This window comes from Aeromicrobium yanjiei, from assembly GCF_009649075.1.
Lineage (GTDB): Bacteria > Actinomycetota > Actinomycetes > Propionibacteriales > Nocardioidaceae > Aeromicrobium > Aeromicrobium yanjiei.
In genome coordinates this window covers 1,289,457-1,314,243 of record NZ_CP045737.1, presented here as the reverse complement: position 1 = coordinate 1,314,243, position 24,787 = coordinate 1,289,457, and the positions used below count along the sequence as shown (strand labels likewise).

The 24,787-nt window shown below is 66.6% G+C and carries 24 protein-coding genes; 12 read left to right on the top strand and 12 right to left on the bottom strand.

The window, feature by feature from the left end; translation table 11 throughout:
- The first annotated feature begins 4 nt into the window (after positions 1 to 4).
- From lpdA to GEV26_RS06605, 4 genes are read left to right on the top strand one after another with little or no spacing between them, the layout of a single operon-like run.
- On the top strand, positions 5 to 1,387 hold the full coding sequence (gene lpdA, locus GEV26_RS06620) for a dihydrolipoyl dehydrogenase (protein ID WP_153652333.1): 1,383 nt from the start codon (positions 5 to 7) through the stop codon (positions 1,385 to 1,387).
- Between the two features lie 19 nt (positions 1,388 to 1,406).
- Positions 1,407 to 3,212: a 2-oxoglutarate dehydrogenase, E2 component, dihydrolipoamide succinyltransferase gene (gene sucB, locus GEV26_RS06615; RefSeq protein WP_153652332.1), complete on the top strand. Its 1,806-nt coding sequence runs from the start codon at positions 1,407 to 1,409 to the stop codon at positions 3,210 to 3,212.
- A 3-nt stretch (positions 3,213 to 3,215) separates the two neighbouring features.
- Complete coding sequence (locus GEV26_RS06610) at positions 3,216 to 4,106, top strand: TIGR01777 family oxidoreductase (RefSeq protein ID WP_153652331.1); 891 nt, start codon at positions 3,216 to 3,218, stop codon at positions 4,104 to 4,106.
- Entirely contained in the window at positions 4,103 to 4,621 is a 519-nt protein-coding gene (locus GEV26_RS06605; RefSeq protein WP_153652330.1) for a mycothiol transferase, read from the top strand. Before GEV26_RS06610 ends, GEV26_RS06605 begins: the two co-directional genes overlap by 4 nt.
- On the opposite strand, the gene GEV26_RS06600 is transcribed toward GEV26_RS06605, so the two are convergent.
- Positions 4,614 to 5,045, bottom strand: coding sequence for a hypothetical protein (locus GEV26_RS06600; RefSeq protein ID WP_153652329.1), 432 nt, complete (start codon positions 5,043 to 5,045; stop codon positions 4,614 to 4,616). The genes GEV26_RS06605 and GEV26_RS06600 overlap by 8 nt on opposite strands.
- Positions 5,046 to 5,126: 81 nt before the next feature.
- On the opposite strand from GEV26_RS06600, the gene lipB reads away from it, so the two are divergent.
- Positions 5,127 to 5,849 (top strand): lipoyl(octanoyl) transferase LipB, encoded by a 723-nt coding sequence (gene lipB, locus GEV26_RS06595; protein WP_153652328.1) that lies wholly within the window; start codon positions 5,127 to 5,129, stop codon positions 5,847 to 5,849.
- Here lipB and GEV26_RS06590 read toward each other — a convergent pair.
- The 4 genes from GEV26_RS06590 to GEV26_RS06575 all read right to left on the bottom strand — a co-directional run bounded on the left by GEV26_RS06590 (position 5,839) and on the right by GEV26_RS06575 (position 9,924).
- Positions 5,839 to 7,038 (bottom strand): ABC transporter permease, encoded by a 1,200-nt coding sequence (locus GEV26_RS06590; protein ID WP_153652327.1) that lies wholly within the window; start codon positions 7,036 to 7,038, stop codon positions 5,839 to 5,841. The two genes, lipB and GEV26_RS06590, sit on opposite strands and share 11 nt — an antisense overlap.
- Positions 7,035 to 7,913 carry an ABC transporter ATP-binding protein gene (locus GEV26_RS06585; protein WP_153654992.1) on the bottom strand — a complete coding sequence of 293 codons (879 nt, stop codon included), beginning with the start codon at positions 7,911 to 7,913 and terminating at the stop codon, positions 7,035 to 7,037. The genes GEV26_RS06590 and GEV26_RS06585 overlap by 4 nt, the downstream gene beginning before the upstream one ends.
- Before the next feature lie 80 nt (positions 7,914 to 7,993).
- Entirely contained in the window at positions 7,994 to 8,653 is a 660-nt protein-coding gene (locus GEV26_RS06580; RefSeq protein WP_153652326.1) for a response regulator transcription factor, read from the bottom strand.
- Positions 8,650 to 9,924: a sensor histidine kinase gene (locus GEV26_RS06575; protein WP_153652325.1), complete on the bottom strand. Its 1,275-nt coding sequence runs from the start codon at positions 9,922 to 9,924 to the stop codon at positions 8,650 to 8,652. Before GEV26_RS06575 ends, GEV26_RS06580 begins: the two co-directional genes overlap by 4 nt.
- A 74-nt stretch (positions 9,925 to 9,998) precedes the next feature.
- Here GEV26_RS06575 and lipA point away from each other — a divergent pair, with 74 nt between their 5' ends.
- The gene (gene lipA, locus GEV26_RS06570) at positions 9,999 to 10,922 is read left to right on the top strand and encodes a lipoyl synthase (RefSeq protein ID WP_153911892.1); all 924 of its coding nucleotides are present in this window, start codon (positions 9,999 to 10,001) and stop codon (positions 10,920 to 10,922) included.
- 10 nt (positions 10,923 to 10,932) lie between these two features.
- Positions 10,933 to 11,640, top strand: a complete 708-nt coding sequence (locus GEV26_RS06565) for a DUF4191 domain-containing protein (protein ID WP_153652323.1) — start codon at positions 10,933 to 10,935, stop codon at positions 11,638 to 11,640.
- 7 nt (positions 11,641 to 11,647) lie between these two features.
- On the opposite strand, the gene GEV26_RS06560 is transcribed toward GEV26_RS06565, so the two are convergent.
- Positions 11,648 to 12,019, bottom strand: a complete 372-nt coding sequence (locus tag GEV26_RS06560; RefSeq protein WP_153652322.1) for an RDD family protein — start codon at positions 12,017 to 12,019, stop codon at positions 11,648 to 11,650.
- 172 nt (positions 12,020 to 12,191) lie between these two features.
- On the opposite strand from GEV26_RS06560, the gene glnA reads away from it, so the two are divergent.
- The 4 genes from glnA to GEV26_RS06540 all read left to right on the top strand — a co-directional run bounded on the left by glnA (position 12,192) and on the right by GEV26_RS06540 (position 17,244).
- Positions 12,192 to 13,613, top strand: coding sequence for a type I glutamate--ammonia ligase (glnA, locus tag GEV26_RS06555; RefSeq protein WP_153652321.1), 1,422 nt, complete (start codon positions 12,192 to 12,194; stop codon positions 13,611 to 13,613).
- 385 nt (positions 13,614 to 13,998) lie between these two features.
- Entirely contained in the window at positions 13,999 to 14,643 is a 645-nt protein-coding gene (locus GEV26_RS06550) for a CPCC family cysteine-rich protein (protein WP_153652320.1), read from the top strand.
- Between the two features lie 444 nt (positions 14,644 to 15,087).
- Positions 15,088 to 15,915 carry a hypothetical protein gene (locus GEV26_RS06545; protein ID WP_153652319.1) on the top strand — a complete coding sequence of 276 codons (828 nt, stop codon included), beginning with the start codon at positions 15,088 to 15,090 and terminating at the stop codon, positions 15,913 to 15,915.
- A 174-nt stretch (positions 15,916 to 16,089) separates the two neighbouring features.
- Positions 16,090 to 17,244, top strand: coding sequence for a hypothetical protein (locus tag GEV26_RS06540; protein ID WP_153652318.1), 1,155 nt, complete (start codon positions 16,090 to 16,092; stop codon positions 17,242 to 17,244).
- A 1,137-nt stretch (positions 17,245 to 18,381) separates the two neighbouring features.
- On the opposite strand, the gene GEV26_RS06535 is transcribed toward GEV26_RS06540, so the two are convergent.
- From GEV26_RS06535 to GEV26_RS06520, 4 genes are all read right to left on the bottom strand, one after another.
- The gene (locus GEV26_RS06535; RefSeq protein WP_243838974.1) at positions 18,382 to 18,606 is read right to left on the bottom strand and encodes a tyrosine-type recombinase/integrase; all 225 of its coding nucleotides are present in this window, start codon (positions 18,604 to 18,606) and stop codon (positions 18,382 to 18,384) included.
- 532 nt (positions 18,607 to 19,138) lie between these two features.
- Positions 19,139 to 19,834, bottom strand: coding sequence for an HNH endonuclease (locus tag GEV26_RS06530; protein ID WP_153652316.1), 696 nt, complete (start codon positions 19,832 to 19,834; stop codon positions 19,139 to 19,141).
- Positions 19,831 to 21,123 carry an AAA family ATPase gene (locus tag GEV26_RS06525; protein ID WP_153652315.1) on the bottom strand — a complete coding sequence of 431 codons (1,293 nt, stop codon included), beginning with the start codon at positions 21,121 to 21,123 and terminating at the stop codon, positions 19,831 to 19,833. The genes GEV26_RS06530 and GEV26_RS06525 overlap by 4 nt, the downstream gene beginning before the upstream one ends.
- A 937-nt stretch (positions 21,124 to 22,060) precedes the next feature.
- Complete coding sequence (locus GEV26_RS06520; protein ID WP_153652314.1) at positions 22,061 to 22,432, bottom strand: DoxX family protein; 372 nt, start codon at positions 22,430 to 22,432, stop codon at positions 22,061 to 22,063.
- A 113-nt stretch (positions 22,433 to 22,545) separates the two neighbouring features.
- Between GEV26_RS06520 and GEV26_RS06515 the strand changes: the two genes are divergently transcribed.
- Complete coding sequence (locus GEV26_RS06515) at positions 22,546 to 22,935, top strand: winged helix-turn-helix transcriptional regulator (protein WP_153652313.1); 390 nt, start codon at positions 22,546 to 22,548, stop codon at positions 22,933 to 22,935.
- A 34-nt stretch (positions 22,936 to 22,969) separates the two neighbouring features.
- Here GEV26_RS06515 and GEV26_RS06510 read toward each other — a convergent pair whose 3' ends face one another.
- Both GEV26_RS06510 and GEV26_RS06505 read right to left on the bottom strand, forming a co-directional pair.
- Complete coding sequence (locus GEV26_RS06510; protein ID WP_153652312.1) at positions 22,970 to 23,614, bottom strand: response regulator; 645 nt, start codon at positions 23,612 to 23,614, stop codon at positions 22,970 to 22,972.
- Positions 23,611 to 24,786, bottom strand: a complete 1,176-nt coding sequence (locus tag GEV26_RS06505) for a sensor histidine kinase (RefSeq protein WP_153652311.1) — start codon at positions 24,784 to 24,786, stop codon at positions 23,611 to 23,613. The genes GEV26_RS06510 and GEV26_RS06505 overlap by 4 nt, the downstream gene beginning before the upstream one ends.
- Position 24,787 lies beyond the last annotated feature (1 nt).

The following is a 24,787-nucleotide window of genomic DNA, read 5'->3' as shown; positions in this document are numbered from 1 at the left end:
CACCGTGGCGGACGTCGCCGGCAACAACTTCGACATCGTAATTCTCGGCGGCGGAAGTGGCGGCTACGCCTGCGCGCTCCGCGCCGTCCAGCTGGGCAAGTCTGTGGCCCTCATCGAGAAGTCCAAGCTCGGCGGCACCTGCCTGCACTGGGGCTGCATCCCGACCAAGGCCATGCTGCACGCGGCCGAGGTCGCCGACGGCGCCCGCGAAGGCGCCAAGTTCGGCGTGAAGTCGACCTTCGAGGGCATCGACATGGCGGCGGTCAACTCCTACAAGGACGGCGTCATCGACCGTCTCTACAAGGGCCTGCAGGGCCTCATCAAGTCCGGCGGCATCACGGTCGTCGAGGGTGAGGGCAAGCTGGTCGACCCCAAGACCGTCGAGGTCAACGGCGAGCGCTACACCGGCACCAACGTCGTCCTGGCCACCGGTTCGGTCTCCCGCACCCTCGGCCTGGAGATCGGCGGACGGGTCATCACCTCGACCGAGGCGCTGAAGATGTCCGAGGTCCCTGAGCGGGTCGTCATCATCGGCGGCAGCGTCATCGGCGTCGAGTTCGCGTCCGTGTGGAAGTCCTTCGGCGCCGACGTCACGATCATCGAGGGCCTGCCGACGCTCGTCCCGCTGGAGGACCCCTCGCTGAGCAAGCAGCTCGAGCGCGCGTTCCGCAAGCGCAAGATCAACTTCAAGACCGGCGTCAAGTTCGACTCGGTCAAGCAGACCGAGAACGGCGTGACCGTGACCCTCGAGGACGGCACCACGATCGACACCGACCTGGTGCTCGTCGCTGTCGGCCGCGGTCCCAACTCCGCCGGCATGGGCTACGAGGAGGCCGGCATCACGGTCGACCGCGGCTGGGTGCCCACCAACGAGCGCCTCGCGACCAACGTCGACGGCGTGTTCGCGGTCGGTGACCTCGTCCCCGGCCTGCAGCTCGCGCACCGCGGCTTCGCCCACGGCATCTTCGTCGCCGAGGAGATCGCGGGCCTCAACCCGCAGCCCGTCATCGACGCCGGCATCCCCCGCGTGACGTACTGCGACCCCGAGATCGCGTCGGTCGGCATCACCGAGCCCCAGGCCCGGGAGAAGTTCGGCGACGACGGCGTCGAGACGGTCGAGTACAGCCTCGGCGGCAACGGCAAGTCCCAGATCCTCGGCACGACGGGCAGCATCAAGCTCGTCCGCGAGAAGGACGGGCCGATCGTCGGTGTCCACATGATCGGCGCCCGCTACGGCGAGCAGGTCGGTGAGGCCTCGCTGATCGTGAACTGGGAGGCCTACCCCGAGGACGTCGCGCAGTTCATCCACGCTCACCCCACCCAGAACGAGGCGCTCGGCGAAGCTGCGCTCGCCCTCGCCGGCAAACCGCTCCACTCCCACGCCTGACCGAGATCCAGAGGACATCATGGCCACGTCTGTCACCCTTCCCGCTCTTGGTGAAAGCGTCACCGAGGGCACAGTCACGCAATGGCTGAAGTCCGTCGGCGACACCGTCGCCGTCGACGAGCCGCTCCTGGAGATCTCGACCGACAAGGTCGACACCGAGATCCCCTCCCCCGTCGCGGGCGTCCTGCTCGAGATCAAGGCCGAGGAGGACGACACGGTCGAGGTCGGTGCGGTCCTCGCGATCATCGGTGAGGAGGGTGAGAGCGCCGGAGGCGACCCCGCCCCCGAGTCCGAGGGCTCCGAGGAGCCTGCGGCCGAGGCACCCGAGCCGGCGCCCGAGGCCGAGGAGCGCACCGTCACCCCCGACGACAGCGCCGAGCAGGCCCACGACGTGGCCGAGACGGCCGCTGCACCCCAGGCTGAGACCGCGCCTGCATCCGGCGGCGGCACCGAGGTGACCCTGCCTGCACTCGGCGAGAGCGTCACCGAGGGCACGGTCACCCAGTGGCTCAAGGCCGTCGGGGACGACGTCGCGGTCGACGAGCCGCTCCTGGAGATCTCGACCGACAAGGTCGACACCGAGATCCCCTCGCCCGTGGCCGGCAAGCTGCTCGAGATCCGCGCCGAGGAGGACGAGACCGTCGAGGTCGGTGCCGTGCTCGCCGTGATCGGTGCCGAGGGCGACGCACCCGCGTCCGCACCCGAGCCGAAGAAGCCCGAGCCGAAGAAGGAGCAGGCTCCCCCGCCGCCGCCGGCTCCCGAGCCGACGCCCGAGCCCGAGCCCGAGCCGACACCCGAGCCCGAGCCCGCAGCCGCGCCTGAGCCCACCCCGGCCCAGCCCGAGACGCAGGCTGCTCCCGAGTCCGCTCCCGCCCCGGCCGCCCCGGCCGAGAGCAACGGCGACTCGTACGTCACGCCGATCGTTCGCAAGCTGGCCAAGCAGCACGACGTCGACCTCGCCGGTATCACCGGCACCGGCGTCGGCGGCCGCATCCGCAAGCAGGACGTGCTCGACGCCGCTGCTGCCGCGTCCAAGCCGGCCGAGCCGGCCGCTCCTGCGGCCTCCGCTCCGGCCGCTGCTCCCGCGGCTGCACCGTCCGAGCTGCGTGGCAAGACCGAGAAGGTCACCCGCCTGCGCAAGATCATCGCGGCCCGCCTCGTCGAGTCCCTGCAGACCTCGGCCCAGCTGACGCAGGTCCACGAGGTCGACGTCACCGAGGTCGCACGTCTCCGTGCCCGCCACAAGGACGCGTTCCTCGAGCGCGAGGGCGTCAAGCTGACGTTCCTGCCCTTCTTCGCCAAGGCCGCGGTCGAGGCGCTGAAGTCCTACCCGCAGCTCAACTCGGCGCTGGACCTCGAGGCGGGCACGATCACGTACCCGGCCGGCGAGCACCTCGGCATCGCGGTCGACACCGAGCGCGGCCTGCTGGTCCCGACGATCAAGGACGCGGGCGACCTGTCCATCGCCGGGCTGGCCCGCAAGATCGCCGACTCGGCCGAGCGCACCCGCACCAACAAGATCTCGCCCGACGAGCTCTCCGGTGCGACGTTCTCGATCACCAACCTCGGCAGCAACGGCGCCCTTTTCGACACGCCGATCATCAACCAGCCGCAGGTCGCGATCCTGGGTGTCGGCGCCGTCGTGAAGCGCCCGGTCGTCATCACCGACGACCACGGCAACGACAGCATCTCCGTGCGGAGCATGGCCTACCTCGCGCTGACCTACGATCACCGGGTCATCGACGGCGCCGACGCAGGTCGGTTCCTGACGGCGGTCAAGCAGCGCCTCCAGGCCGGGTCGTTCGAGGCCGAGCTGGGATCCTGACCCGTGCATGTCGTCATCGGTGGGGCGTCCGGCTTCCTCGGCACGGCCCTGACCACGCACCTGCGTGGTCGGGGCCACCGGGTGACACGGCTCGTCCGCACCGGCCCCCCCGGTGACGACACGTCGGTGTGGGACCCGGCCGCCGGCCGGATCGACCAGGTCCTGGTCGACCGGGCCGACGCGGTGGTCAACCTGTCGGGATCCTCGATCTCGCAGTGGCCCCGCACGAGCTCTCGCAAGCAGGAGATCCTGCACTCACGGCTGACCGCGACGAGCACTCTCGCGAAGGCGGTCGCCGCCTCCTCGACGCCCACGGTCTTCGTCTCCGGCTCGGGCATGTCCTGGTACGGCACCGAGCGGGGCGCGGAGGTCCTGACCGAGTCCAGCACTCCCGGTACCGGCTTCCTCGCCGACGTCTCCCACCAATGGGAGGCCGCGGCGGCCCCCGCGGCCGAGGCCGGCGCCCGCACCTGCATCGTCCGGACGTCCATCGTGCTGGACGGCAACGGCGGCATGCTCGCGCTCATGCTTCCCGTCTGGAAGCTCGGCGGTGGCGCCAAGCTCGGCAACGGCCGGCAGTACATGTCCTTCATCTCCCGGCACGACTGGGTCCGCGGCGTCGAGCACCTGCTGGTGAACGACGAGCTCTCCGGCCCCTTCAACTTCGCGATGCCGGTGCCGGTGACCAACGCCGAGTTCACCGACGCCCTGGGCGACGCAGTCCACCGGCCGACGTTCCTGGCGGTGCCGTCGTTCGCGGTCAAGGCCGCGCTGGGCGGGCTCTCCGAGGACCTGCTCGGCTCGCTGCGCCTCGTCCCGAGCGCGCTGACCGATGCGGGCTTCGCCTTCGCCGAGCCCGATCTCCCCGCAGCCCTGGCCACTGCGCTGTCGTGAGCGCGCCCCAGCCGCACGAGCCGCTCACCGACCCCGCAGCGCGGATCGTGGAGTATCTCGACTTCTTCCGCTCCGAGGTGCGCCGCCAGGTCTCGGGGCTCTCCCCCGACGTCCTCGGCACCACGCTCGTCCCGTCCGGGTGGACGATCCCCCAGCTCGTCGAGCACCTGGTGCACATGGAGCGCAGGTGGGTGGTCTGGGGATTCCTCGGCGAGGACGTCCCGTCCCCGCGCGCCGATCGCGACGCGGACGGCCACTGGGTGACCGACCGCTCGATCGACGTGCTGCTCGACGCCCTCGACGAGGTCGGCCGACGGACGGCGGAGATCGTCGAGGAGCACGGTCCGTACGAACGCGCGCGTGAGGGAGGGATGTTCGGCCCGGACGATGAGCTGCCCACGCTGCTCGGCATCCTGTTCCATGTCATGCAGGAGCACGCCCGCCACGCGGGTCACCTCGACATCGTGCGCGAGCTGATCGACGCCGGCGCTGACGAGGCCTCACCCGTCACCTGAGCCGACTGCCCGCGATCCGCCAGCCGTCGCGTGTGCGCTGCAACGTCACGCGGTGCCGCGAGGGCCGGTCGCGGGGCAGGTCGGTCACGGAGCCGTCGCCCCACTCGACCTGGGCCGGTGCCAGGACGTCGACCACGTCGAGCGTCGCCCTGTCGGCACCCGTGCTCACGACCCGACACGTGAGCACGCGCAGCCGGGCGCCCACCACCCGGCCGTCGCGATCGGCGTACGAGCGGATCGTCGCTGCGTCGGCGGCCATCGCCCGACTACCGGCGACGTACACCGTGGCGAGCCTCGTGGGGTCTGCCTCCGCGAACGCCGCAGCCCGATCCGCGTCGAGCGTCGCCAGCCGCACGGCCCATTGGTCGGCCGGTGCGGGAGAGGTCTGGCGCAGCGCCATCACGATCACCCAGATCCAGTCCATGCCTCCACTGTCGCGGCGTCCGCCCGTTCGTGCGTCCGCGTGTCCACAGCCCGTGGTGGACGGCGGGGATAGTCTGGGCGGGTGACGACGATCGAGATCCTCGACGACTGGTACGGCGCCAATGCGATCGACTACGAGGACGCCTGGGAGATCCAGCGCAGCCTCCACGCGCAGCGCGTCGCGGACGAGATCGGCGACACCGTGATGTTCCTCGAGCACCCCCCGGTCTACACCGCGGGACGCCGCACCGAGCCGCACGAGCGGCCGTTCGACGGCACCCCGGTCGTCGACGTCGATCGGGGCGGCAAGATCACCTTCCACGGCCCCGGCCAGCTCGTGGGCTATCCGATCACCAAGCTGCCCTCGCACGTCCTGGTGGTCGACTACGTCCGGCGCGTCGAGGAAGCCATGATCCGCGCTGCCGCCGACCTGGGCGTCACGACCGGGCGCGTGCAGGGACGCTCGGGCGTCTGGGTCGCGGCCTCCGGGGTCCGACCCGAGCGCAAGGTCGGCGCGATCGGCATCCGGGTCTCGCGCGGCGTCACGATGCACGGCTTCTCGCTCAACGCCGACGTCGACCTCGCGTTCTACGAGCGATTCGTGCCGTGCGGCATCGCCGACGCCGGTGTCACCTCGCTGTCAGCAGAGGTGGGCCGCGACGTCACGGTCCGCGAGACCGCGCGCGCCGTGGCCCCCCACCTGGCCGAGCTGCTGGCGTGGGAGCCCTACTCGCCGTCGCCCGACCTCGCCGAGCAGGTCGAGATCGGGCCACGGGTCCCCGTGGGCTCCCCCGTCATTCGCTGAGCCGCAGCGCCTCACCGAAACCGATCTTGCGATCGGTGCGCATGAGCGTGCGCTCGTAGAGTCGGGCCGCGAAGCGTACGAGCACGACGGCGCCGAGGACATTGACCGCGAGGGCCACCCCGACCTGCCAGGCGGGCACGCCGCCCTCGGCCATCCGGGAGGGCATCATCATCGCCGAGACCACCGGCAGCATCGACACGACTGTCTTGACGCTCGCGCCGGCCGTCACGGCCAGGATGTAGGGCGCGAACAAGATCACCTGGCCGGGCATCGTGGTCGACTGCAGGTCCTCCTGCCGGGACGCCAGCGAGCCGGCAACCGCCCACAGGCCCGCCAGTGCGACGAACCCCAGCACGAAGAACAGCACGTACCAGGCCACGGCAGGGCCGATCGCGGAGAGGACCGAGGTCTCGCCTGTCAGTGCGAGCGACGCGACGCCCACGACCGCGAGCACCACGATCTGCCCGAGGGCCAGGGCCGTGTTGCCGACGATCTTGCCCCACAGCATCGCCCGGATCGGCACGGCGGCGGCCAGGATCTCCACGACCCGGCTCTCCTTCTCCTGCACGACGCTCTGCGCGATGTTCATGCCGAAGATGACGGCGGTGAGGTAGAACAGCAGCACGAACACGAACGCGGTCGCCTGGCGCGGCCCAGCGTCCTCGCCGTCGGGGTCCAGCAACCGCTCGGCGACCGCCGAGCCGCGCTGCAGCTCGTCGAGGTCGACGCCCTGCGCCGCAGCGTTGTCGGCCAGTGCGGAGGCGGACGCGACGGCCGTGAGCGCGCTCGACAGCGTGGGGTCCACCTCCCGGTCGCCGACGATCTCGTAGCCCTCGTCTGTGGCGATCAGGGCGGCGTCGACGTCGTCGTCGCGGACGGCCTTCTCGGCCGCGGCCACCGACTCGTACGAGCGTGCCGTCGCGTTCGAGCCGTCGTCCGCACGGTCCACGAGATCGGAGGCGGACGACACCAGGTCCGCGCCCTGCCGGTCCACGACCGCCACGGTGTGATCGGTGGGCCGTCCGCCGAGGATCGAGGTCAGCACCACCAGTGCGACGATGCCGGCTGCCATCGCGAGCACTCCGTACAGGAACGACTTCTCGCGCACGCGGGTCATGACCTCGCGCTCGGCGACGACACGCCAGGCGCCGCGCGCTCCGCGGTCGGGCTCTCGGGTCAGCGTGCTCATCGGATGACCTCCTTGAAGATCGCGGAGAGGGGTTGGCGCACGGGGCTGAACTCGACGACGGGCTCGCGGGCGATGACCGCGGCGAGCAGGTCTGCCGGGGTGGTCCCGTCGAGGTCGACCAGGGCGACCGGACCGGCGACGTCACGCACCTGGATGCCACGCAGGTCCCGGATCCAGGCGGCATCGGTCCCGTCGAGGACGATGCGATAGCGATCGGCACCCTTGCCGCGCAGCTCGTCCACCGGACCCGCCGCGACGACGCGCCCGTGGGACAGGATCACCAGGTCGTCGCACAAGCGCTCGACCAGGTCGAGCTGGTGGCTGGAGAACAGCATCGGCTTGTCGCCCGCCTCCTTCGTGAGCAGCTCTGCCATGGCATCGACGGCGACCGGGTCGAGCCCGCTGAACGGCTCGTCGAGCACCAGCGCCTCCGGGCGGTGGATCAGCGCGGCTGCGATCTGCACGCGCTGCTGGTTGCCGAGGGACAAGGTGTCGAGCATGTCGTCGGCGCGGTCCGCCAGGTCGAAGTGCTCGAGCAGCTCCAGTGCGCGACGCCGCGCCTCCGCCCGCTCGATACCGTGCAGCCGGGCGAGGAACACGAGCTGGTCGGTCAGCCTCATGCGGGGATAGAGCCCGCGCTCCTCGGGCATGTAGCCGAAGCGGCGGCGCTGGCCGGTCGAGATGGGCTCGCCGTTCCACAGCACCTCCCCCGACGTCGGCGCCAGGACGCCGAGGATCATGCGCATCGTCGTGGTCTTGCCGGCGCCGTTGGCCCCGACGAAGCCTGTCGTGCGGCCCGGCCGGACGGAAAAGGTCACGTCGTCGACGACGAGCGCATCGCCGTACGACCGACTGAGGTGCGAGATGTCCAACATGACCGCCACGCTATGAGCGAACGATGTCCGCACGCATCGGCCGCGAGGATGAACCCGGCTCGTCCTCGAGACGGAGGGGCTCAGACGTCCGGCGACTCCATCAGTCCCGACTCGTGGGCGACGATGACGGCCTGGACCCGGTCACGGACTGCGAGCTTGGCCAGCACGCGTGAGACGTGCGACTTGACCGTCGCCTCGCTCACGTAGAGCTCGGCGGCGATCTCGCCGTTGCTGAGCCCGCGGCCCATCGCGACCAGCACCCCGCGCTCGCGCTCGGTCAGCTCGTCCAGGCCGGACGGACGTGGCCCGCGCTCACGCTCGGTCGACCTCGCGATGACGCGCTGGGTCACCTCGGGCGCGAGCAGCGAGTGGCCCTGCGCCACGACCCGGATCGCCGAGACGAGATCGTCAGGCGGGCAGTTCTTGAGCAGGAACCCGCTCGCCCCCGCCTGCAGGGCGGCGAAGAGATACTCGTCGTCGTCGAACGTCGTCAGGATGAGCACGCGACAACCGGGCATCTGGGTGACGACGCGGCGCGTCGCCTCGATGCCGTCCATGCGAGGCATCTGGACGTCCATGAGGACCACGTCGGGCGACAGCTCCCGCGCACGCTCGACCGCGGCTGCGCCGTCGGCGGCCTCCCCCACGACCTCCAGATCGTCCTCGACCCCGAGGATCATCCGGAACCCGGTGCGTACGAGCTCCTGGTCGTCGGCGACCAGCACACGGATCGTGCTCATGCGGTCACCGGGATGCGGACCCGCACCCTGAACCCACCCTCGGGCCGCGGCCCGATCTCGCACAGACCGCCGTGCATGGCCGCCCGTTCGCGGATCCCGGTCAGGCCGAATCCCCCGGAGGCCGCAACCGGCTCGGGCCACTCGGCACCGTCCCCGTCGTCGATCACCTCGACCTCGACCCACGCCGGCCGCTCGTCCTGGGCCGGCCCGAAGCGCATCACCACCTCGCCTCTGACGGCGCGGGCATGACGACGGATGTTCGCGACCGCCTCCTGGGCGATCCGAAAGAGCGAGAGGCCGACCGTGGGTGGCACCGCGAACGTCTCCCCCACCTGACGGAACGTGATCGCCGGCGTCGATCCCTGCCCCGAGTCGGTCGTCGCAAGCGTGTGGAGCTCGTCCAGACCCGGCTGGGGGCCACGCTCGTCCTGGTCGCGGTCCGAGCGCAACAGCCCGACCAGCTGGTGCATCTGCTGCACCGCCTGCCGCGACGAGCGCTCGATGACACCAAGAGCCGCGCGGGCGGCGTCGGGCTGCTTCTGCAGGATCCGGCTGATGCCGGCCGCCTGGACGCCGATGCCGCTGACGTGGTGCGCGACCACGTCGTGCAGGTCGCGGGCGATGCGCACGCGTTCGGCCTGCACCGCAGCCTCCTGGGCACGGTCCTGGGCACGGCGCTCCGCAGCGGCCCCCTCGGCGATCTCCTCGCGCTGGCGCGCACTGCGCCACGCGTCGTGGCCCCAGGCCATCGCCCCGAAGAGATACACGATGTTGATCCCGACCGAGTAGACGATCGCCGCGACGTACGGCGGGATGAGACCCTCCTGCGGGCGGTCCGGCAGATCCGTCGTGACGATTTCCCACGTCAACCAGCCGAACATCGCGACGAGCACGACGACGCTCGTCACGTACAGACCCCGCCGCGAGCGGGACCACGCCCACGCCGAGTACAGGGCGACGAACTCGATGAGCTGGATCGTGAAGATCGTGCCGAAGTCCTCAAGCCGCTCCACGATCACGAGGAACAGGACCGACACCAGCAGGACGGTCACCAGCGGGAGACGTCGCCGCAGTCCCAGCAGCAGTCCGGCCAGGCCGAACAGCACGTAGGCCTCGATCCCGTTCCAGCCGAGCGGAGAGCCGTAGCCGCTGTGCCAGACCTCGACGGACACGATCGACACGATCGCGGCGGCGACCCCTCCCCACAGGTCTCGCCTCACCTCCTCGGAGGTGGGCTTCGGTCGCGTCCACCGGCGGTCCAGATCCAGCACGCGACCGAGCCTAGGGCAATGTGGGTGACAGGCGTACGCTTGCGTGCGTGACCATCGCACCCGAGGGACGCAAGATGTTGCGGCTCGAAGTACGCAACGCCGAGACCCCCATCGAGAAGAAGCCCGCGTGGATCAAGACGCGCGCGAAGATGGGCCCCGAGTACAACGAGCTCATGAAGCTGGTCAAGGGCGAGGGCCTGCACACGGTCTGCCAGGAAGCCGGCTGTCCCAACATCTTCGAGTGCTGGGAGGACCGCGAGGCCACCTTCCTCATCGGCGGCGAGCAGTGCACCCGTCGCTGCGACTTCTGCCAGATCGACACCGGCAAGCCCGACCCGATCGATCGCGACGAGCCCCGCCGGGTCGCCGAGAGCGTCCAGAAGATGGAGCTGCGCTACGCCACGATCACCGGCGTCGCCCGCGACGACCAGCCCGACGGCGGCGCGTGGCTGTACGCCGAGACCGTCCGCAAGATCCACGAGCTCAACCCGGGCACGGGCGTCGAGAACCTGATCCCCGACTTCAACGGCGTCCCCGAGCTGCTGGCGGAGGTCTTCGAGTCCCGCCCCGAGGTGCTCGCCCACAACGTCGAGACCGTCCCGCGCATCTTCAAGCGCATCCGCCCCGCGTTCCGCTACGAGCGCTCGCTCGACGTCATCACCCAGGCGCGCGACTTCGGGCTCGTCACCAAGTCCAACCTCATCCTGGGCATGGGTGAGACCCGCGAAGAGGTCTCCCAGGCGCTGGTCGACCTGCACGAGGCTGGCTGCGACCTGATCACGATCACCCAGTACCTGCGCCCGTCCAAGCGTCACCACCCCGTCGAGCGCTGGGTCAAGCCCGAGGAGTTCGTCGAGCTGGCGACCGAGGCCGACGAGATCGGCTTCGCCGGCGTCATGTCCGGGCCGCTGGTCCGTTCGTCCTACCGCGCGGGCAACCTCTACAAGCAGGCCGTCGCGTCAGGACGCGGAATGAGCGCCGCAACCCTCGCGCCGTAGACTGGTGGGCATGTCCAACACCGCCCCCACCCCCGCCAAGGGTCGCCTCGGCCAGATGCGCCAGGCCTACTCGATCACCAAGAAGAGCGACCGCAAGATCGGTCTCATCCTTCTGCTGACGTTCATCCTGGTGGCCGGCGTGTTCGGCGCGCTGGGCTACCTGGTGTTCGGCACCAGCACGATCGGGCTGATCATCACGATCCTGTTCGCGCTGCTGATCGGTGTGCTTGGTGTGCTGATCGTCTTCGGCCGGCGTGCGGAGAAGGCTGCGTACGCCCAGGTGGAGGGACAGCGGGGAGCCGCCGCCGGTGCGCTGCAGATGCTGCGCCGCGGCTGGGAGGTCAAGCCCGCGATCGCGTTCAACAAGAACCAGGACGTCGTGCACCGCGTGGTCGGTCGCCCCGGCATCATCCTGGTCGGTGAGGGCAGCCCCAACGCCGTGCGTGGTCTGCTGGCCGCTGAGGTCAAGAAGCACGCCCGCGTGGGCGGCGAGGACGTCCCGGTCACCGGCATCGTCGTGGGCAAGGAAGAGGGACAGGTCCCCCTCACCAAGCTCGTCAAGCACATCAACAAGCTGCCCAAGAAGATCAAGCCGGCCCAGATGACCGACCTGATCTACAAGCTCAAGGCGCTCGACGCGATGCGTCCGGCCGCTCCGATGCCGCGTGGCCCCGTGCCGACGAGCATGAAGGGCCAGCGCAAGGCGATGCGCGGCTGACGCTGCGTCAGACCCGTACGACCCGCGACCCCGCGGCCAGGTCGTGCAGCCCCCGCTTGTCGTCGGTCATCACGATCGCCGGCAGGACGATGCTGAGCAGCAGCGTGCGCAGCAGCGCCCGCGGGATGCCGATGGGGAGGCCTGTGCGGCCCTCGACCCGCAGGCCCAGCAGCTGCTTGCCGATCGAGCGACCCACGAGTCCTTCGAGGATCGCGACCTCCGCGACGAAGAACGCGATGATGATGAACGTCTGGCTCGGGTCCTCGTCCAGTGGTGCCGGCGGATAGCTCACGCCGGCCAGCGCAACCGCACTGAGAGCGGCCACGACCCAGTCGATGAGCAGGGCTGCGAGACGACGACCGAGCGAGGGAATCTCCACCCGGGAAGCCTACCGAGCAAGGCCCGTTCCCCTCCCGGAGGGGACTTGTAACATTCCCGAAACAATCACGAGACCGATGGGAAACTGCACCCCCGTAGCCTTCTGGGTACGGTGCAGTGACGCACTTACCTGCTATCGACAACGAAGGCCGCTGCGCGGTCGAGGAGGCCACATGTTCGGCAATGCCGACGAGCTGTTCAAGTTCATCAAGGACGAGGGCGTCGAGTATCTCGATGTCCGTTTCACCGATCTTCCGGGCATTCAGCAGCAGGTCACCCTGCCCGCGTCGACGTTCGACGCGGACATGGTGTCGAACGGTGTCGCGTTCGACGGCTCGTCCATTCGTGGATTCCAGACCATCGACCAGTCGGACATGGTCCTGTTCCCCGACGTCAAGACGGCGTACGTCGACCCGTTCAAGGCGCGCAAGACCATCGCCATGGACTTCTTCGTCCATGACCCGATCACCGGCGAGGCGTACTCGCGCGATCCGCGCAACATCGCCCGCAAGGCCGAGGCGTACCTCGCGACCACCGGCATCGGTGACACCGCCTTCTTCGCACCCGAGGCCGAGTTCTACATCTTCGACCGCGTCAACTACGGCACGAGCGCCAACAAGTCGTTCTACGAGATCCAGTCCTCCGAGGCCGCGTGGTCCACGGGTGACAGCATCGACGACAACCGCGGCTACCAGGTCCGCTACAAGGGTGGCTACTTCCCCGTCGCGCCGACCGACAAGACGGCCGACCTGCGCAACGACATGATGACCAACCTGACCAACGCGGGACTCGTGCTCGAGCGCGGTCACCACGAGGTCGGCACGTCGGGCCAGGCCGAGATCAACTACAAGTTCGACACGCTGCTCAAGGCCGCGGACGACGTCATGAAGTTCAAGTACATCGTCCGCAACACCGCGTGGGCCAACGACAAGACCGTCACGTTCATGCCGAAGCCGATCTTCGGTGACAACGGCTCGGGCATGCACGTGCACCAGTCGATCTGGAACGACGGCAAGCCGCTGTTCTACGACGAGTCCGGCTACGGCGGACTGTCCGATCTCGCGCGTCACTACATCGGCGGCATCCTCAAGCACGCGCCGTCGCTGCTGGCGTTCACGAACCCGTCGGTCAACTCCTACCGCCGCCTGGTCCCCGGCTTCGAGGCCCCGATCGCGCTCGTCTACTCCGCGCGCAACCGATCGGCATGCGTCCGCATCCCGATCACCGGCTCGAACCCCAAGGCCAAGCGCATCGAGTTCCGTTGCCCCGACCCGTCGGCCAACCCGTACCTCGCCTTCTCGGCGCTGCTGCTGGCCGGACTCGACGGCATCAAGAACAAGATCGAGCCGCCGGCCCCGATCGACAAGAACATCTACGAGCTGCCGCCGGAGGAGTACGACGCCATCGACATGGTGCCGACCTCGTTCAACGCGGTGCTCGACTCCCTCGAGGCCGACCACGAGTTCCTGACGGCGGGCGACGTCTTCACGCCCGACCTGATCGAGACGTGGATCGACTACAAGCGCTCCGAGGAGATCCTGCCCGTGCAGCTGCGTCCGCACCCGCACGAGTTCGAGCTGTACTACGACATCTGAGTCGCAGCTGAACACTGAAACAGCCCCTGACCTGTGGAAACGCAGGGTCGGGGGCTGTTTCCGTTGGCTCGAAAGCGGTCAGATTCCGCAGGGATTCCGCAGGAGAATTGCTTCAGCAGTCACAAGACCGCTGACGGGGCCGATTTGCGGAGCACTCCCCCGGCGTCGTCCCACCACCGCGCGACCTCCGAATGGGAAGAGCGGACGGCACGCCACTGTGTCCTCGAACGCCGCTTGGGAATGACTCGCAGAGACCGTCGGGCGGGCGTCGTCGATCACCGATGCAGTTTCATTCAGTGAATCCAGTCGGGCGCGGCATTCGCGGGGGATGACGCACCTCGCCGTGATGCGCCAGATCCGGTAGGCATCCGCCAGAATCGTGGTCATGCACCCTTGCCCCTGCTGCGGATACCGGACGTTGCCCGGTCGCGGTGACTACGACCTCTGCCCCGTGTGCTGGTGGGAGGACGAAGGCGTCGAGCCGTGGGAGTTCAGCGGGCCGAACGGGCAGACGCTCATGCACGCCCAGCACGAGTACCTGTCGGACGAGCGTCCCTACCGGCCGCGCGAGGGCAAGGTGCGCGCTCATAGCAAGAAGGAGGCGCGCGATCCGGATTGGCAGCCCATCGCGCGCACCCCCGAGATGGTGGCACGCGCCGACCGGGCCCTGGCCGAGTTCGAGCGGGAGTACGACGAAGAGCACCGTCGCTTCGCGGAGGAGATCGCCGCCGACCCCGAAGGGCCGATGAAGGAGTACAACGCAGCGGTCGAATCGCTGCGGGAGCACGCCCCAGGGCTTTCGCACCGCGAGGTGAAGGGTCCGTTGCGTCAAATCAGTAGCAACCACGGGGTGCCCTGGTCGGCCGCTCACCTCGAACTCTTGTCTCGCCTGATGACGAACGAGCACTACTACGACCGCCGCCCCCTCAGGACCGCCCAGTGGATGCTTCGCCACGCACGGCCACGCACCTACCGACAACGGTGGGAAGAGGTGCGCACCGGGACGATCCACTTCGGGTTCGCCAGGTGACGGACGCGCCCGACCGCACTACCCCGCGGAGTGGCGGCAGCGCAATCGCGAAGGCAACGATCTGGAGTAGTCCGTGGCTTGAGACTTCATGGCCCGATAGCGGGGAAAAGACGTAGGTCAGTGTGGGAAACTCGGCTGGACTACGTCATCGGTGACAGGACCAATGCATGTATGTGGCTCGTAGCGCCGGATGCGGGGATTTGCGCCAGACAATGTTCCCGGTTTACATCTTTCGGCTCCATGCGAATCTGACGGCCCAGTATCGTGGCCGTCGTTCCAAGGCGTTGGCATGTCCGGCTGGTGGACAATTTGGTGGCTGCGCTTCGTGGCGTCTTCTTTGCTGAAAGCCGTATCGCCGGTTCTCGGGCGATTGGTCCTCTCCCGCGATAGCGTGCGGGGACGCGTCGTCAACCGACAAAGCGTCCTGGATGCCCTTGGAGTCTCGTGCCGCTGTTCTCAGAAAGGAATCGAGCGGAGCAGTATGCCGCTCGCGAGGCCGCAGGCGAGAAGTTGTGGACCGAGGACCTTCCGCTCCAGGCGCGGATGCAGATCGCTGAGCTCTGGGATCTATTCGAAGGCATGAGTTCAAGCGCGAGTGGGTTTTCGAATCGCGCCGCACAACAATTACGGATCGCCGGACTCACCCGAGCTTCAAACCTTCACTCCGACCTGATTCTTCAAGACCGCGACACGGCTTTCACCCTCGACCTAATCGAATGCGTGCGGTATGCAGTCACACAGGACTACAAAACTCGAGGCAAAGTGTCGGAGTTTGATTCGATCCTCAACGCATTCTTGGCGAGCCACCGCATCGCCTTTCGTATGGTTGACGGAGAGTTCATACCCTTCAGTTCTGACGAACTCCACCGCGAAGTAGTTGAGCCGGTCATTCGACTACTAGTCGACAAGCGATTCGAAAAGGCTCAGGCCGCCTACCTCAGCGCGATCAAGGAAATCGCTGTCGACCCCGCGGACGCGATCACCGATGCAGGCACCGCGTTACAGGAGGCACTTGAAGCATTGGGATGCACGGGCGTAGCGCTCGGCGCGCTGATCAAGGACGCGAAATCCAAAGGTCTTCTTGGAAAGCACGATCAAGCGTTGACCGATGGCATCGAGAGGTTTCTAGTTTGGGCGGCCGCCATTAGGAACAACAAGGGGGATGGACACCACGTCACCGACGCATCGCGAAGCGACGCGTGGCTGATGATCCATGTCGTTGGAGCCCTCATCCTTCGGCTAGCAAACGAACCTACGTCCGCAGCTGAGTGACGTATTCTGGAACCAGCTGAGGCACATGCCTGGTTGCGGCAGATGACGCGCCACGGATCAACGCTGGCCGCGGCATGGTCTCGGAGCCTGTCGCGTGACAGTGTCACGCGCCGGCGCTCCCAACATCGCCGCTTCAGGTCGCCCGCATCGGCAACGACGACCTAGCATTCCTATGTGGCAAATTACACAGTCCTGCGGACTATCTACGTTCCGGAGTCCTTCGGCTGGCTCCGCGACAAGACGAGCACATACTTTCGTTCATGGGTTCTCGGCCCTGATCCGGAAGACGATCTGCGTTCCGACCCGCTTGCCGCCCGGTGGGGCCGACAAGAGATGCGTGGCGAGACGCACTGCTACGCCATCGTGTATCCGGCAGGCATCCTGTACGACGTCATTGGTTCTGGGCTGCTGATTCGATTGGAGAATCGCAGGTCATCGCGTAGCGCGAGTGGTGCACCTGCGACCGTGACACGTCTGTACGGAGATCCGACGCCGAATTCGATCTCGTTTGAGGCACATCGCTTGTGGGACGGACCATCGATCAGCGAGGCCGTCTCAATCGCTGCGTTCTTGTCAGCGGGCGGAGCGAGTCTGGTGATGGTCTCGCTCGATGATCGTGTCATGGCGATTAAGTCCAACCCAACATTGTCCGTCGAGGACCGCCTCGTCGAACTCGACGCAACCGTTGAGCGGCACCTACCCGCGCCTGCCCCGTATCCCTTGCTCAAGGAATCTCTACGGGCGCATGTCTCGGAGGATCTCTGGTCAAAGCTTCCAAAGGACGCGCGTTCGTTTCTTGAGGCAGGGCAGGTCGCCTACGACGCACTCGACGGTGTCGCCCTCGTCAGACTCGAGACGTCGCCGGCCGTCATCGCATACTCGAAGGCACTTGAGAGCATCGTCATGCACTACCTAGCGCACCCGTTCCGTCGATACGTACGATCTGGCCACCCCATCCCGGCCGGCGGAGACGGCAGATTCAACCGCTTGAAGGCGTTTGCCTCCGCAGACGAGCCGAAGCCGCTTGAACTGGGTACTTTGGCGTCGCAACTCGTGCACCTCGATGCCTCAAATGTCGAAAGCCTCCCGCCAACCGCGCACGTTTACCTCGACTTCCTCGAGACGCTACGAGACCCGAACTTTCTTGAAGGGCAACTACCACGCCAGTTGCTTCACGTGTCCAAGACGTACCGCAACCCGGCGGCACACCCCGAGGCGCTCGATTTCGCCCGCCTGCACGAGTTTGTCATTCTGCTATTAGGCACCGATAGCGACCGTGGACTGTTTTCGTCAATCGTCGCGGCAGCGCAATCGACGACCAAACGGTAGGCTGAGGTGTCCTTGAGCAAAAGTAGTCAAATAGCGGCGGGCTGAACGGCACCTAGGCAGACTCCCTCAGACGTTCAGGCTGCGCCCGCGCGTCGCCGCTCAGGGGGTCGCGACCTCACCCAGAGGGAATGACACGGTTTCCGTTGCTCGCACGTGCGCTGTCTGCCTTCGTGGGAGCGTCCGTTGCCACGACGATCCTCACGTATGGAGCTAGTCGACTGTGCGGCCCTCAAGGTCCGAACGGCCCCGCAAATAAAGGCGGACCGGCAGCTCCGCTGTTGCCAACCCGCGATTCCCCGCAGGATCGGGCTTTCCCTGAACGGACTGGGCTGTCTAGGAGGCTCCTCTTTCGAAAACCTCCGTCTTTGCGACGGAGCACGCAAGTCAACCACGCCCGCGAAGACCTCCGGGTTTGCTCCACGAGGTAGCGCACGTGCGGACCTACACTGCGAACTGAGCACCGCAGACGAGACAGTGAAACGGACCGGACGCTTCGTCAGGTACCTTCACGGGCTCGTAGGAGTGGCAAGGCGAGACAACGATCTGCATATCGTCCGGTTCCACCAGCGGAGTGGACCCGTCCCGAAAGTCATCGCCTCGGCCAGGCTTGTAGGTCAGGTGCTTGTTGCCCTTGAAGATAGCTTGCAGCTCGTCTCGCTCCTCACCTCTATGGGCTCCAGGACCTAGTCATTGTTGCTAACCCAGGCATTGTCAGCGGGGCGTGAAATCTCTGACGCGATCGTTGAGTGAAACAAGGCATGGAAAACGTACAGGATCGGGTTGCCACGTGATTGGGGCTTCATCTATCGGGAAGAGAACGTCGCCATCGGCGAGTTCGCCGGTCCTCACATGTTCGCGGCTATCGACCGCACCGTCTGGGACAAACCACTCGATGAACACAACTGGGCGTGGCAGACGAACGCCGAGTTCTACTTAGGCCACCTGGCCGGTTGCGTAGCGCGGTGCGATGATCGCCGACCTACGAAGCCGCTGCAGTTCGACGCCTGGCTCAGGGACAACGACGTCCGTAAGTCTTGAGGTAGCAAATGTCCCGTCGCGACCTACTTCAGAAGGAAGACCGCATGTCAGGGGCATCTCGGACGCACCGGACCAATTTGAGCGAAGCGAAGGTGAGGTTTAGACGCCGGCGACGTATGCGGTCAGGAAGTGGACGCCGTGACGGTCCAAGTTGCCGCGCGCCCGGTCGTAGTGCTCGGTAGTTCGAGGGTCCGCATGGCGTGCAAGGATCTGCGCGTCGCGCAGCGGAACGCCGGCGTCCAGGGCGTTGGTGATCGCGGCATGACGCAGCGAGTGCGGGCTAATGCGTCGCGGGATCTTCGCGACCGTCCGCGAGTGCCGCAAGTTGCTCCAACATTCGGGCGCGGGCCGAGAGATCGTGATGTCCGGAGACGCTGCTCTCCTCGTGGCAAAAGACGCGACGCAATCTCGAAATCGCGTCGTCCACGACATGTGGTTTTCGGACCCCGTTAGAAGCGACCTGGAGCCGCCTCGCTGGAACTCCTTCCACCGTCTGAGCGACCTGAACGAGAGTTACACGACGGCGACGCCCAAGACCTCACGACCGTTGTCGACACTCACATCCTCCTGACGCGAACCCGCGTGCGGGTTTCCGGCCTCTTCATGGCACTCATGCAACATGGCCAGTGAGCCGCGACGTGGTGAGGAAGGCGCCCGGAGAAGACCACTTCGAGCGATACGTCGCCCTGATGACAGACCGCTTCGTCCTACACGACAATGGAGACTTTGACGTCACCCAAGCCATGCCACGGCCCGCGGCGGCTCGCGGCGGCTCGACCCGGTGAAATGGTGGGAGTCGAAAAGGGGGCGTAGACGGCGCTGGCAGAATTGTGCATGGATAACGTCATGCCCCCGCCTATTCAAACTCGACGGCGTTCGGCATATCTGACGAGGGATCGGCAACGGGCTCTTTAACCGGAAAATGAAACGTTCGGAGTAGCTGATAGACACTCGCGGTGAACTCGCCGGAGGCCGCGTCGAGACGAATCGCGTACGCGAGTGCGTCCTTCTGCACGCCGGTCGCACTGTGCCATTGATCAAGCATGCCTTTGACGGCAATCAGCCGGTTGGTGCGATCACGAATCAAGTCGAGACGGTTGAGACCGCACAAGTTGATGGTCACCGATCCGCGGACGTCACCAAGCGGCGCGCCGACAAAGTCGCCAAGAAACGTAAGGGAAGCGGAGATATCGTCGATGTACGGATTTAGCACTGGGTTCTCGGCAGACCAGTACTTATCTTTCCCGACGTTGCAGATTTCACATGCGAGAGTCAGGTTGACCCACTCGTGCGCTAGTTCAGGATGCAGGGACTTCGGGACAATGTGTTCAACGTGCGCGAACGACACGCTCCCCAACGACGATTCGCAGTAGGCGCATTTCCTCGCCGTTTCCAGTCTCAGCGCTTCTCTGATCTGCTCGTGTCTCCACCGCTCAGCCCTCTTCTTCTCCTCGTTGTCACCAGTGGCGGCAGCGGCGACGTAACGGTCCCTCCAGGCATCTTCGTGGTCGACCAAGACCTTGGGCTTCACGGTCTTCTCAAGGGCCCTCACGACTCGAGATTCTCCGGGTGCGCGAGGTCGACCACGGCCTCAGGAAAATTCTTCACAAGGCCAATCTGCGTCATCTCTTCGCGGAGCAGGCTCAGTCGCTGCGGCGACAGCTCTCCCGCATACCGGGCAAGAATGGTTTGATACGCGCTCTCAGCCCAAGTTGGCGCGGTGCTGTGCAAGCCCAAGACGTTCTTGAGTGTCTCCTCTGCACTCGCAGCCTTGTTCGAGTAGTCCAATACCCTGCTAACTACCTGTTGCCGTTCGTTGTAGTCCAGCGCATAGACCGTCGACGCTGGGGTCGCTGTCACAACAAATGGGCTGTGCGTCGCAACAATGAATTGGACTTGGGGAAATGCCCGAAGAAAACTGGGGAGCATTTCTCTTTGAAGGCTTGGATGAAGGTGATTCTCAGGCTCGTCAAGCAACACAGTGAATGTGGCGCTGCTGCCATGCGAACGTAGAAGAATCTGCCAGGCCATCTCAATGATCGACATAATTCCGCCGGAAGCTTCGTCGAGGACAAAGTCACCTGAATCCGTTTCGAGCACAACATCGGGAGTACGAACCACGATCCGCCGAAATCGAAGCGACGCTGGAAGCACCGTGCGGAGAACAACCCCGAACTCAGTCCATAAGTTGTGGATGGTCGGGTTATACGAAAGTGAGTCATGTCCAGGGCCACTGCCGAAAACGGCGGCTGCCATTATCGACTCCTTCAGCACGAGTTGAGGCGTCTTGCCAGTCCAAGTTCCAGCCCACCTTGCGCGGATTTCATTGGTAAGCGAGTCGAACAGCAGATCCGCGTTTGCCGCGGCCGTAGGAATGCTTTGAACAGGCGAGTAACTCCCAGACGCTGCCCTGTGCGAACTAATGAAGGCACCGGCGACCTCCTGCTGATCGGGCATAAGAAGGTCGTACTGACTTGAGAGGTTCGCTTGCACCTCCAGAGGTACAGCGATTGCAGTCGACTTGTCTGATCGGTACGTCAATGTGCCAACTTCAGCCCATCCCGGTTGCCGGGACATGCGCTTGGCTCGCCTTCTACCGACAGAAATCCACTCTCCAGACTTCGAGCGAGTGCGGACTGGTGAAGTTGAAAAGGGATGGATCCAGTCGAAATGGCGGGCCAAGATGCCGAGGATCGTGCTTTTCCCCGTCGCGTTCGCGCCTGTGAGCACCGTCAGCCGCGGGTGGAATGCAAGACTGATATCACCAAACTGTCGCCAGTCCGACAAGGCGAGGGTGGAAAAGCCGGCTGAGTTCGCCTCATATGGTGCGTCCGCGGTCACGAACCGACGCTAGCGCAACAGGGACCAGCTGTCCGGATTCCTTCACCGCAGGCGCAGACAAATCGGCCCAATTGCACGCGTTCGGATCGAGCCCGTTCCTCTACGAGGAGGTGGGGGGTGGTTTCCCTCGTGCACAGAACGGACCTACAGCGCGTCTGGAGCCCTGTGTTCTGGGCGCCGCGTTGCTCATGCGCATTCCAAGCGACTCTCGCGCGTCGTTCTGGGCAGAATGCCCCTGCGCGGCATGGGTAGCCACATCGCGTTCCTGCACTTCGGCATTCTGGCGACCAGATACTCGTTCTGTCTCACTCCGGCGTGCGCCAAGCTAGGGACTCGCGGGCGATAGACCGCCGCCACTGCTGCTCGGGAGGAGTCGCCACGGTCTGGCCAGAGGTGCCCATAGGTGTCGAGAGTCGTCTTGGCTGAGGCGTGCCGCAGCCGCGCTTGGACGACCTACACGTCGAGTCGTTGCTCGGACGTCGTTCCGTGCGCTCGTGGCGGTGTGGGCATTCGCCTATTTCCTGGGCTCACTGGTTTGGGTGGGCTCGGAGCCCTCGGGTATGACCTCCCGGCGCGCACCACGTCCGGCGGCGTGATCTTCGGGGTATTCGTCGCCTTCGCGGCGCTGGCCGGACTGCTCTGGTTGATCGGTGAAGGCGTTGCCGGTTTTAGGATCTCGGCGTCTGGCCGGACCGTTCGGCGCTCTGACCCTTTTCGTCTCGCGCTTCCTTGATTGGTCTCTCCCGGCCCTCGCCAAGCAGGCACACAGATGACTCCGACGACGAGAGAGATGAGCAGCGCGTCATAGAACGAGCTGTCCTGCAATGCCATGCGTGATGGCACAGAGACCGCAACGAAGACGAGGACCATGAGGTCCTGCCCCTCCCAGATGACATCACAGCCAGCCGTGACGACAGAGCCGCACGGCTGCGGCGATTCAGCTCCAGACCGCGGTGGCCAGCCAGACGGTCACCGCCGCTGCGACGACGAGGGTCACGTTGAGCCAGATGTCCTTGGTCTCGTGCCGCGAGAGGTGGAAGAGTCCTGCGAGCAGTTGAAGGACGAGCAATCCGATCGCCGCCACCAGCGCGAGGACCGGAACGACGTCGACCAGCGGGGGGAGGATCAGCCCGACCGCGCCGAGGACCTCGAGCAGCCCGATGGCACGGACGCCGGACATCGGCACCGCCGTACCCGCCCAGGCCATCATCGGCGCCAGCTTCTCCTGGCTCTGGACCAGCTTGATGCCGCCCGAGTAGAGGTACATCAGGGCGAGCAGACCCGCGACGATCCAGTAGGCGATCTCCATGTCCAACTCCATTCGTTACTGAAGGTAAGTAGCGCCATTGTTGAGTACCGAGATAGCGTCCACAAAAGGCACATGCGTGTGCCTTGGCCACAACGGGAGGCGAGAGGAGACACATGTCGACGTACGAAAAGACCTGCCTCATCCGAGGTGATGGCGGCCGAGCCATCCGCGGGATACTCGGCCGGGTCGCCGACAAGTGGACCCTCCTGGTCGTTGCGACCCTCGAGGACGGCCGGATGCGGTTCACCGAGCTGCACCAGCGCATCCCCGGCATCTCTCAGCGGATGCTGACGCGCACGCTGCGCAACCTTGAACGGGACGGCCTGGTGAGCCGGGACGTCTTCGCCGAAGTGCCTCCGCGGGTGGAGTACGAGCTCACCGATGCCGGACGCACGTTGATCGACCCCGCGGTCCGCCTCGCGGAGTGGGCGGTCGCTCACAATCCCCAGATCGAGGCCAGCCAGCAGGCGTACGACGCCCAGCGAGGCACTCCCCCGCTCTGATCCCACGAGGTGATCCCGCTGCGTGGCTCAGGACCTAGAGAAGACCCGCTTCGTACGCGGCGATCACGAGATGGACCCGGTCGCGAGCGCCCATTTTCGCGAGGATGCGGCCCACGTGCGTCTTGGCGGTCAGCGGGCTGACGACCAGCTCGTCCGCGATCTCCTGGTTGCTCAGGCCCGCCGCGACGAGCCGAAGCACCTCGTGCTCGCGCGCCGTCAGGCTGGCCAGCCGTTCGGGCGCGGGAGCCTCGGGGCGGCTCAGCGCACGGGTGATGACTGCTCGGGTCGCGCCGGATGACAGCAGCGCCTCCCCCGCCGCGATGGTGCGGATGGCGTCCAGCAGCGCGTCGGGACGGGTGTCCTTGGGGAGGAATCCACACGCCCCCGCGCGGAGCCCGCGCAGCACGTTGGCGTCCGTCTCGAACGTGGTGAGGATCAGCACCTTGCTGTCACTGGATCCGCCGTCGGCGACGATCTGCCGGGTCGCCTCGATGCCGTCGGTGCGTGGCATCCTGATGTCCATCAAGATGACGTCGGGGCGCAGGTCCCGGGTCAGCGTCACCGCCTCGTCGCCGGTGCCGGCCTCCCCGACGACCTGCATGCCATCCGTTGAGTTGACCAAAAGCGCGAACGCGCCGCGCACCAGCGCCTGATCGTCGGCGAGCAGGACCCGGATCACGACGGCACCCGCCAGATCTCCGGCAGCGGCAGGCGGGCGCAGACCTCGAATCCCCCGGACTGGTCCGGGCCGGCGGACAGCTCGCCTCCGACGGCCTGTGCCCGCCCGGTCATCCCGGCGATCCCGAAGCCGGCGGGTGCCTCGGTCGTGCTGGGTCGCGCGGGCCCCCGGTCGATGACCGCGATCCGCAGGTGGCGGCCGTCTTGGTCGAGGCGCACGGTCGCGTGCTTGGCCGTCGAGTGTCGGATGACGTTGGAGAGCGACTCCTGGATGATCCGATAGGCCACGACGGACACCGTCGACGGCAGCTCGTCCGGGACACCGTCAGCCTCCACGTCGACCCGGACATCCGCCGCCTCGGCCATGTCCACCAGACGCTGCAGCTCACCGAGGTGAGGGGCCGGCTCGGTCGGCTCGGCCCCACCTCCGTGAAGCACGTCCAGAACGGCCCGCAGCTCGTGGAGCGTGGCCCGATTCGTGTCCGACAGGCTGTGCAGCGTGCCGGACAGCTCCCGCAGCGGCGCATCCTCTCGTGTCGGGAGCTGATCGATCAGGTGGGCAGCGACGGACGCCTGGACGTTCGCGACCGCGAGGCCGTGCGCCAGGACGTCGTGCAGCTCGGCGGCGATCAGTACCCGCTCCTCGGCGACCCGCCGCTCGACCTCGTCGGCGCGCTCCTGCTCCAGCCGCGCGGCGACGGCGGCCGTCCAGTTCTGGCGGAAGCGGACCGCCAGTCCGGCGAAGAAGGCCATGAACAGCCAGCCGGCTCCGAGGAGAGCATCGCCGGATCCCCCTGACGCCTCGTCGGCGAGGACGGGCACCGTCACCGCGGCCACCGCCACCAGCGCGGCGAGTGCCTGCCGCTCCGGCTCGCTGTAGCGCGCCGCGGTGAACGCCGCCACCAACGAGGCCGCCATCGTGGCCTCGTGGGGATAGTCGAGCAGGTGGTACGGCGTCGACACCACGACGACCGCGAGGACGACGAGGATCGGCCAACGACGGCGAGCCAGCAACGGCAGCGACATCGCTCCCAGGAGCGCGATCGCCAACAGGTCCACACGCCGTTCACCGTCGAAGTCGACCGACTCGAGCGTCAGCGCAAGGACGACGCCGAGCACGAACGACCCCGCCGCCAGCAGCCTGTCGACCACTGGCGGACGGAGCGCCGTCATC

Excerpts from the sequence above, each read along its gene's own strand:
- sucB (WP_153652332.1), top strand. The coding sequence starts at position 1,407 with ATGGCCACGTCTGTCACCCTTCCCGCTCTTGGTGAAAGCGTCACCGAG.
- GEV26_RS06600 (WP_153652329.1), bottom strand. The coding sequence starts at position 5,045 with ATGGACTGGATCTGGGTGATCGTGATGGCGCTGCGCCAGACCTCTCCC.
- GEV26_RS06590 (WP_153652327.1), bottom strand. The coding sequence starts at position 7,038 with ATGAGCACGCTGACCCGAGAGCCCGACCGCGGAGCGCGCGGCGCCTGG.
- GEV26_RS06585 (WP_153654992.1), bottom strand. The coding sequence starts at position 7,913 with ATGTTGGACATCTCGCACCTCAGTCGGTCGTACGGCGATGCGCTCGTC.
- GEV26_RS06580 (WP_153652326.1), bottom strand. The coding sequence starts at position 8,653 with ATGAGCACGATCCGTGTGCTGGTCGCCGACGACCAGGAGCTCGTACGC.
- lipA (WP_153911892.1), top strand. The coding sequence starts at position 9,999 with ATGTTGCGGCTCGAAGTACGCAACGCCGAGACCCCCATCGAGAAGAAG.
- GEV26_RS06565 (WP_153652323.1), top strand. The coding sequence starts at position 10,933 with ATGTCCAACACCGCCCCCACCCCCGCCAAGGGTCGCCTCGGCCAGATG.
- glnA (WP_153652321.1), top strand. The coding sequence starts at position 12,192 with ATGTTCGGCAATGCCGACGAGCTGTTCAAGTTCATCAAGGACGAGGGC.
- GEV26_RS06550 (WP_153652320.1), top strand. The coding sequence starts at position 13,999 with ATGCACCCTTGCCCCTGCTGCGGATACCGGACGTTGCCCGGTCGCGGT.
- GEV26_RS06520 (WP_153652314.1), bottom strand. The coding sequence starts at position 22,432 with ATGGAGATCGCCTACTGGATCGTCGCGGGTCTGCTCGCCCTGATGTAC.
- GEV26_RS06515 (WP_153652313.1), top strand. The coding sequence starts at position 22,546 with ATGTCGACGTACGAAAAGACCTGCCTCATCCGAGGTGATGGCGGCCGA.
- GEV26_RS06505 (WP_153652311.1), bottom strand. The coding sequence starts at position 24,786 with ATGACGGCGCTCCGTCCGCCAGTGGTCGACAGGCTGCTGGCGGCGGGG.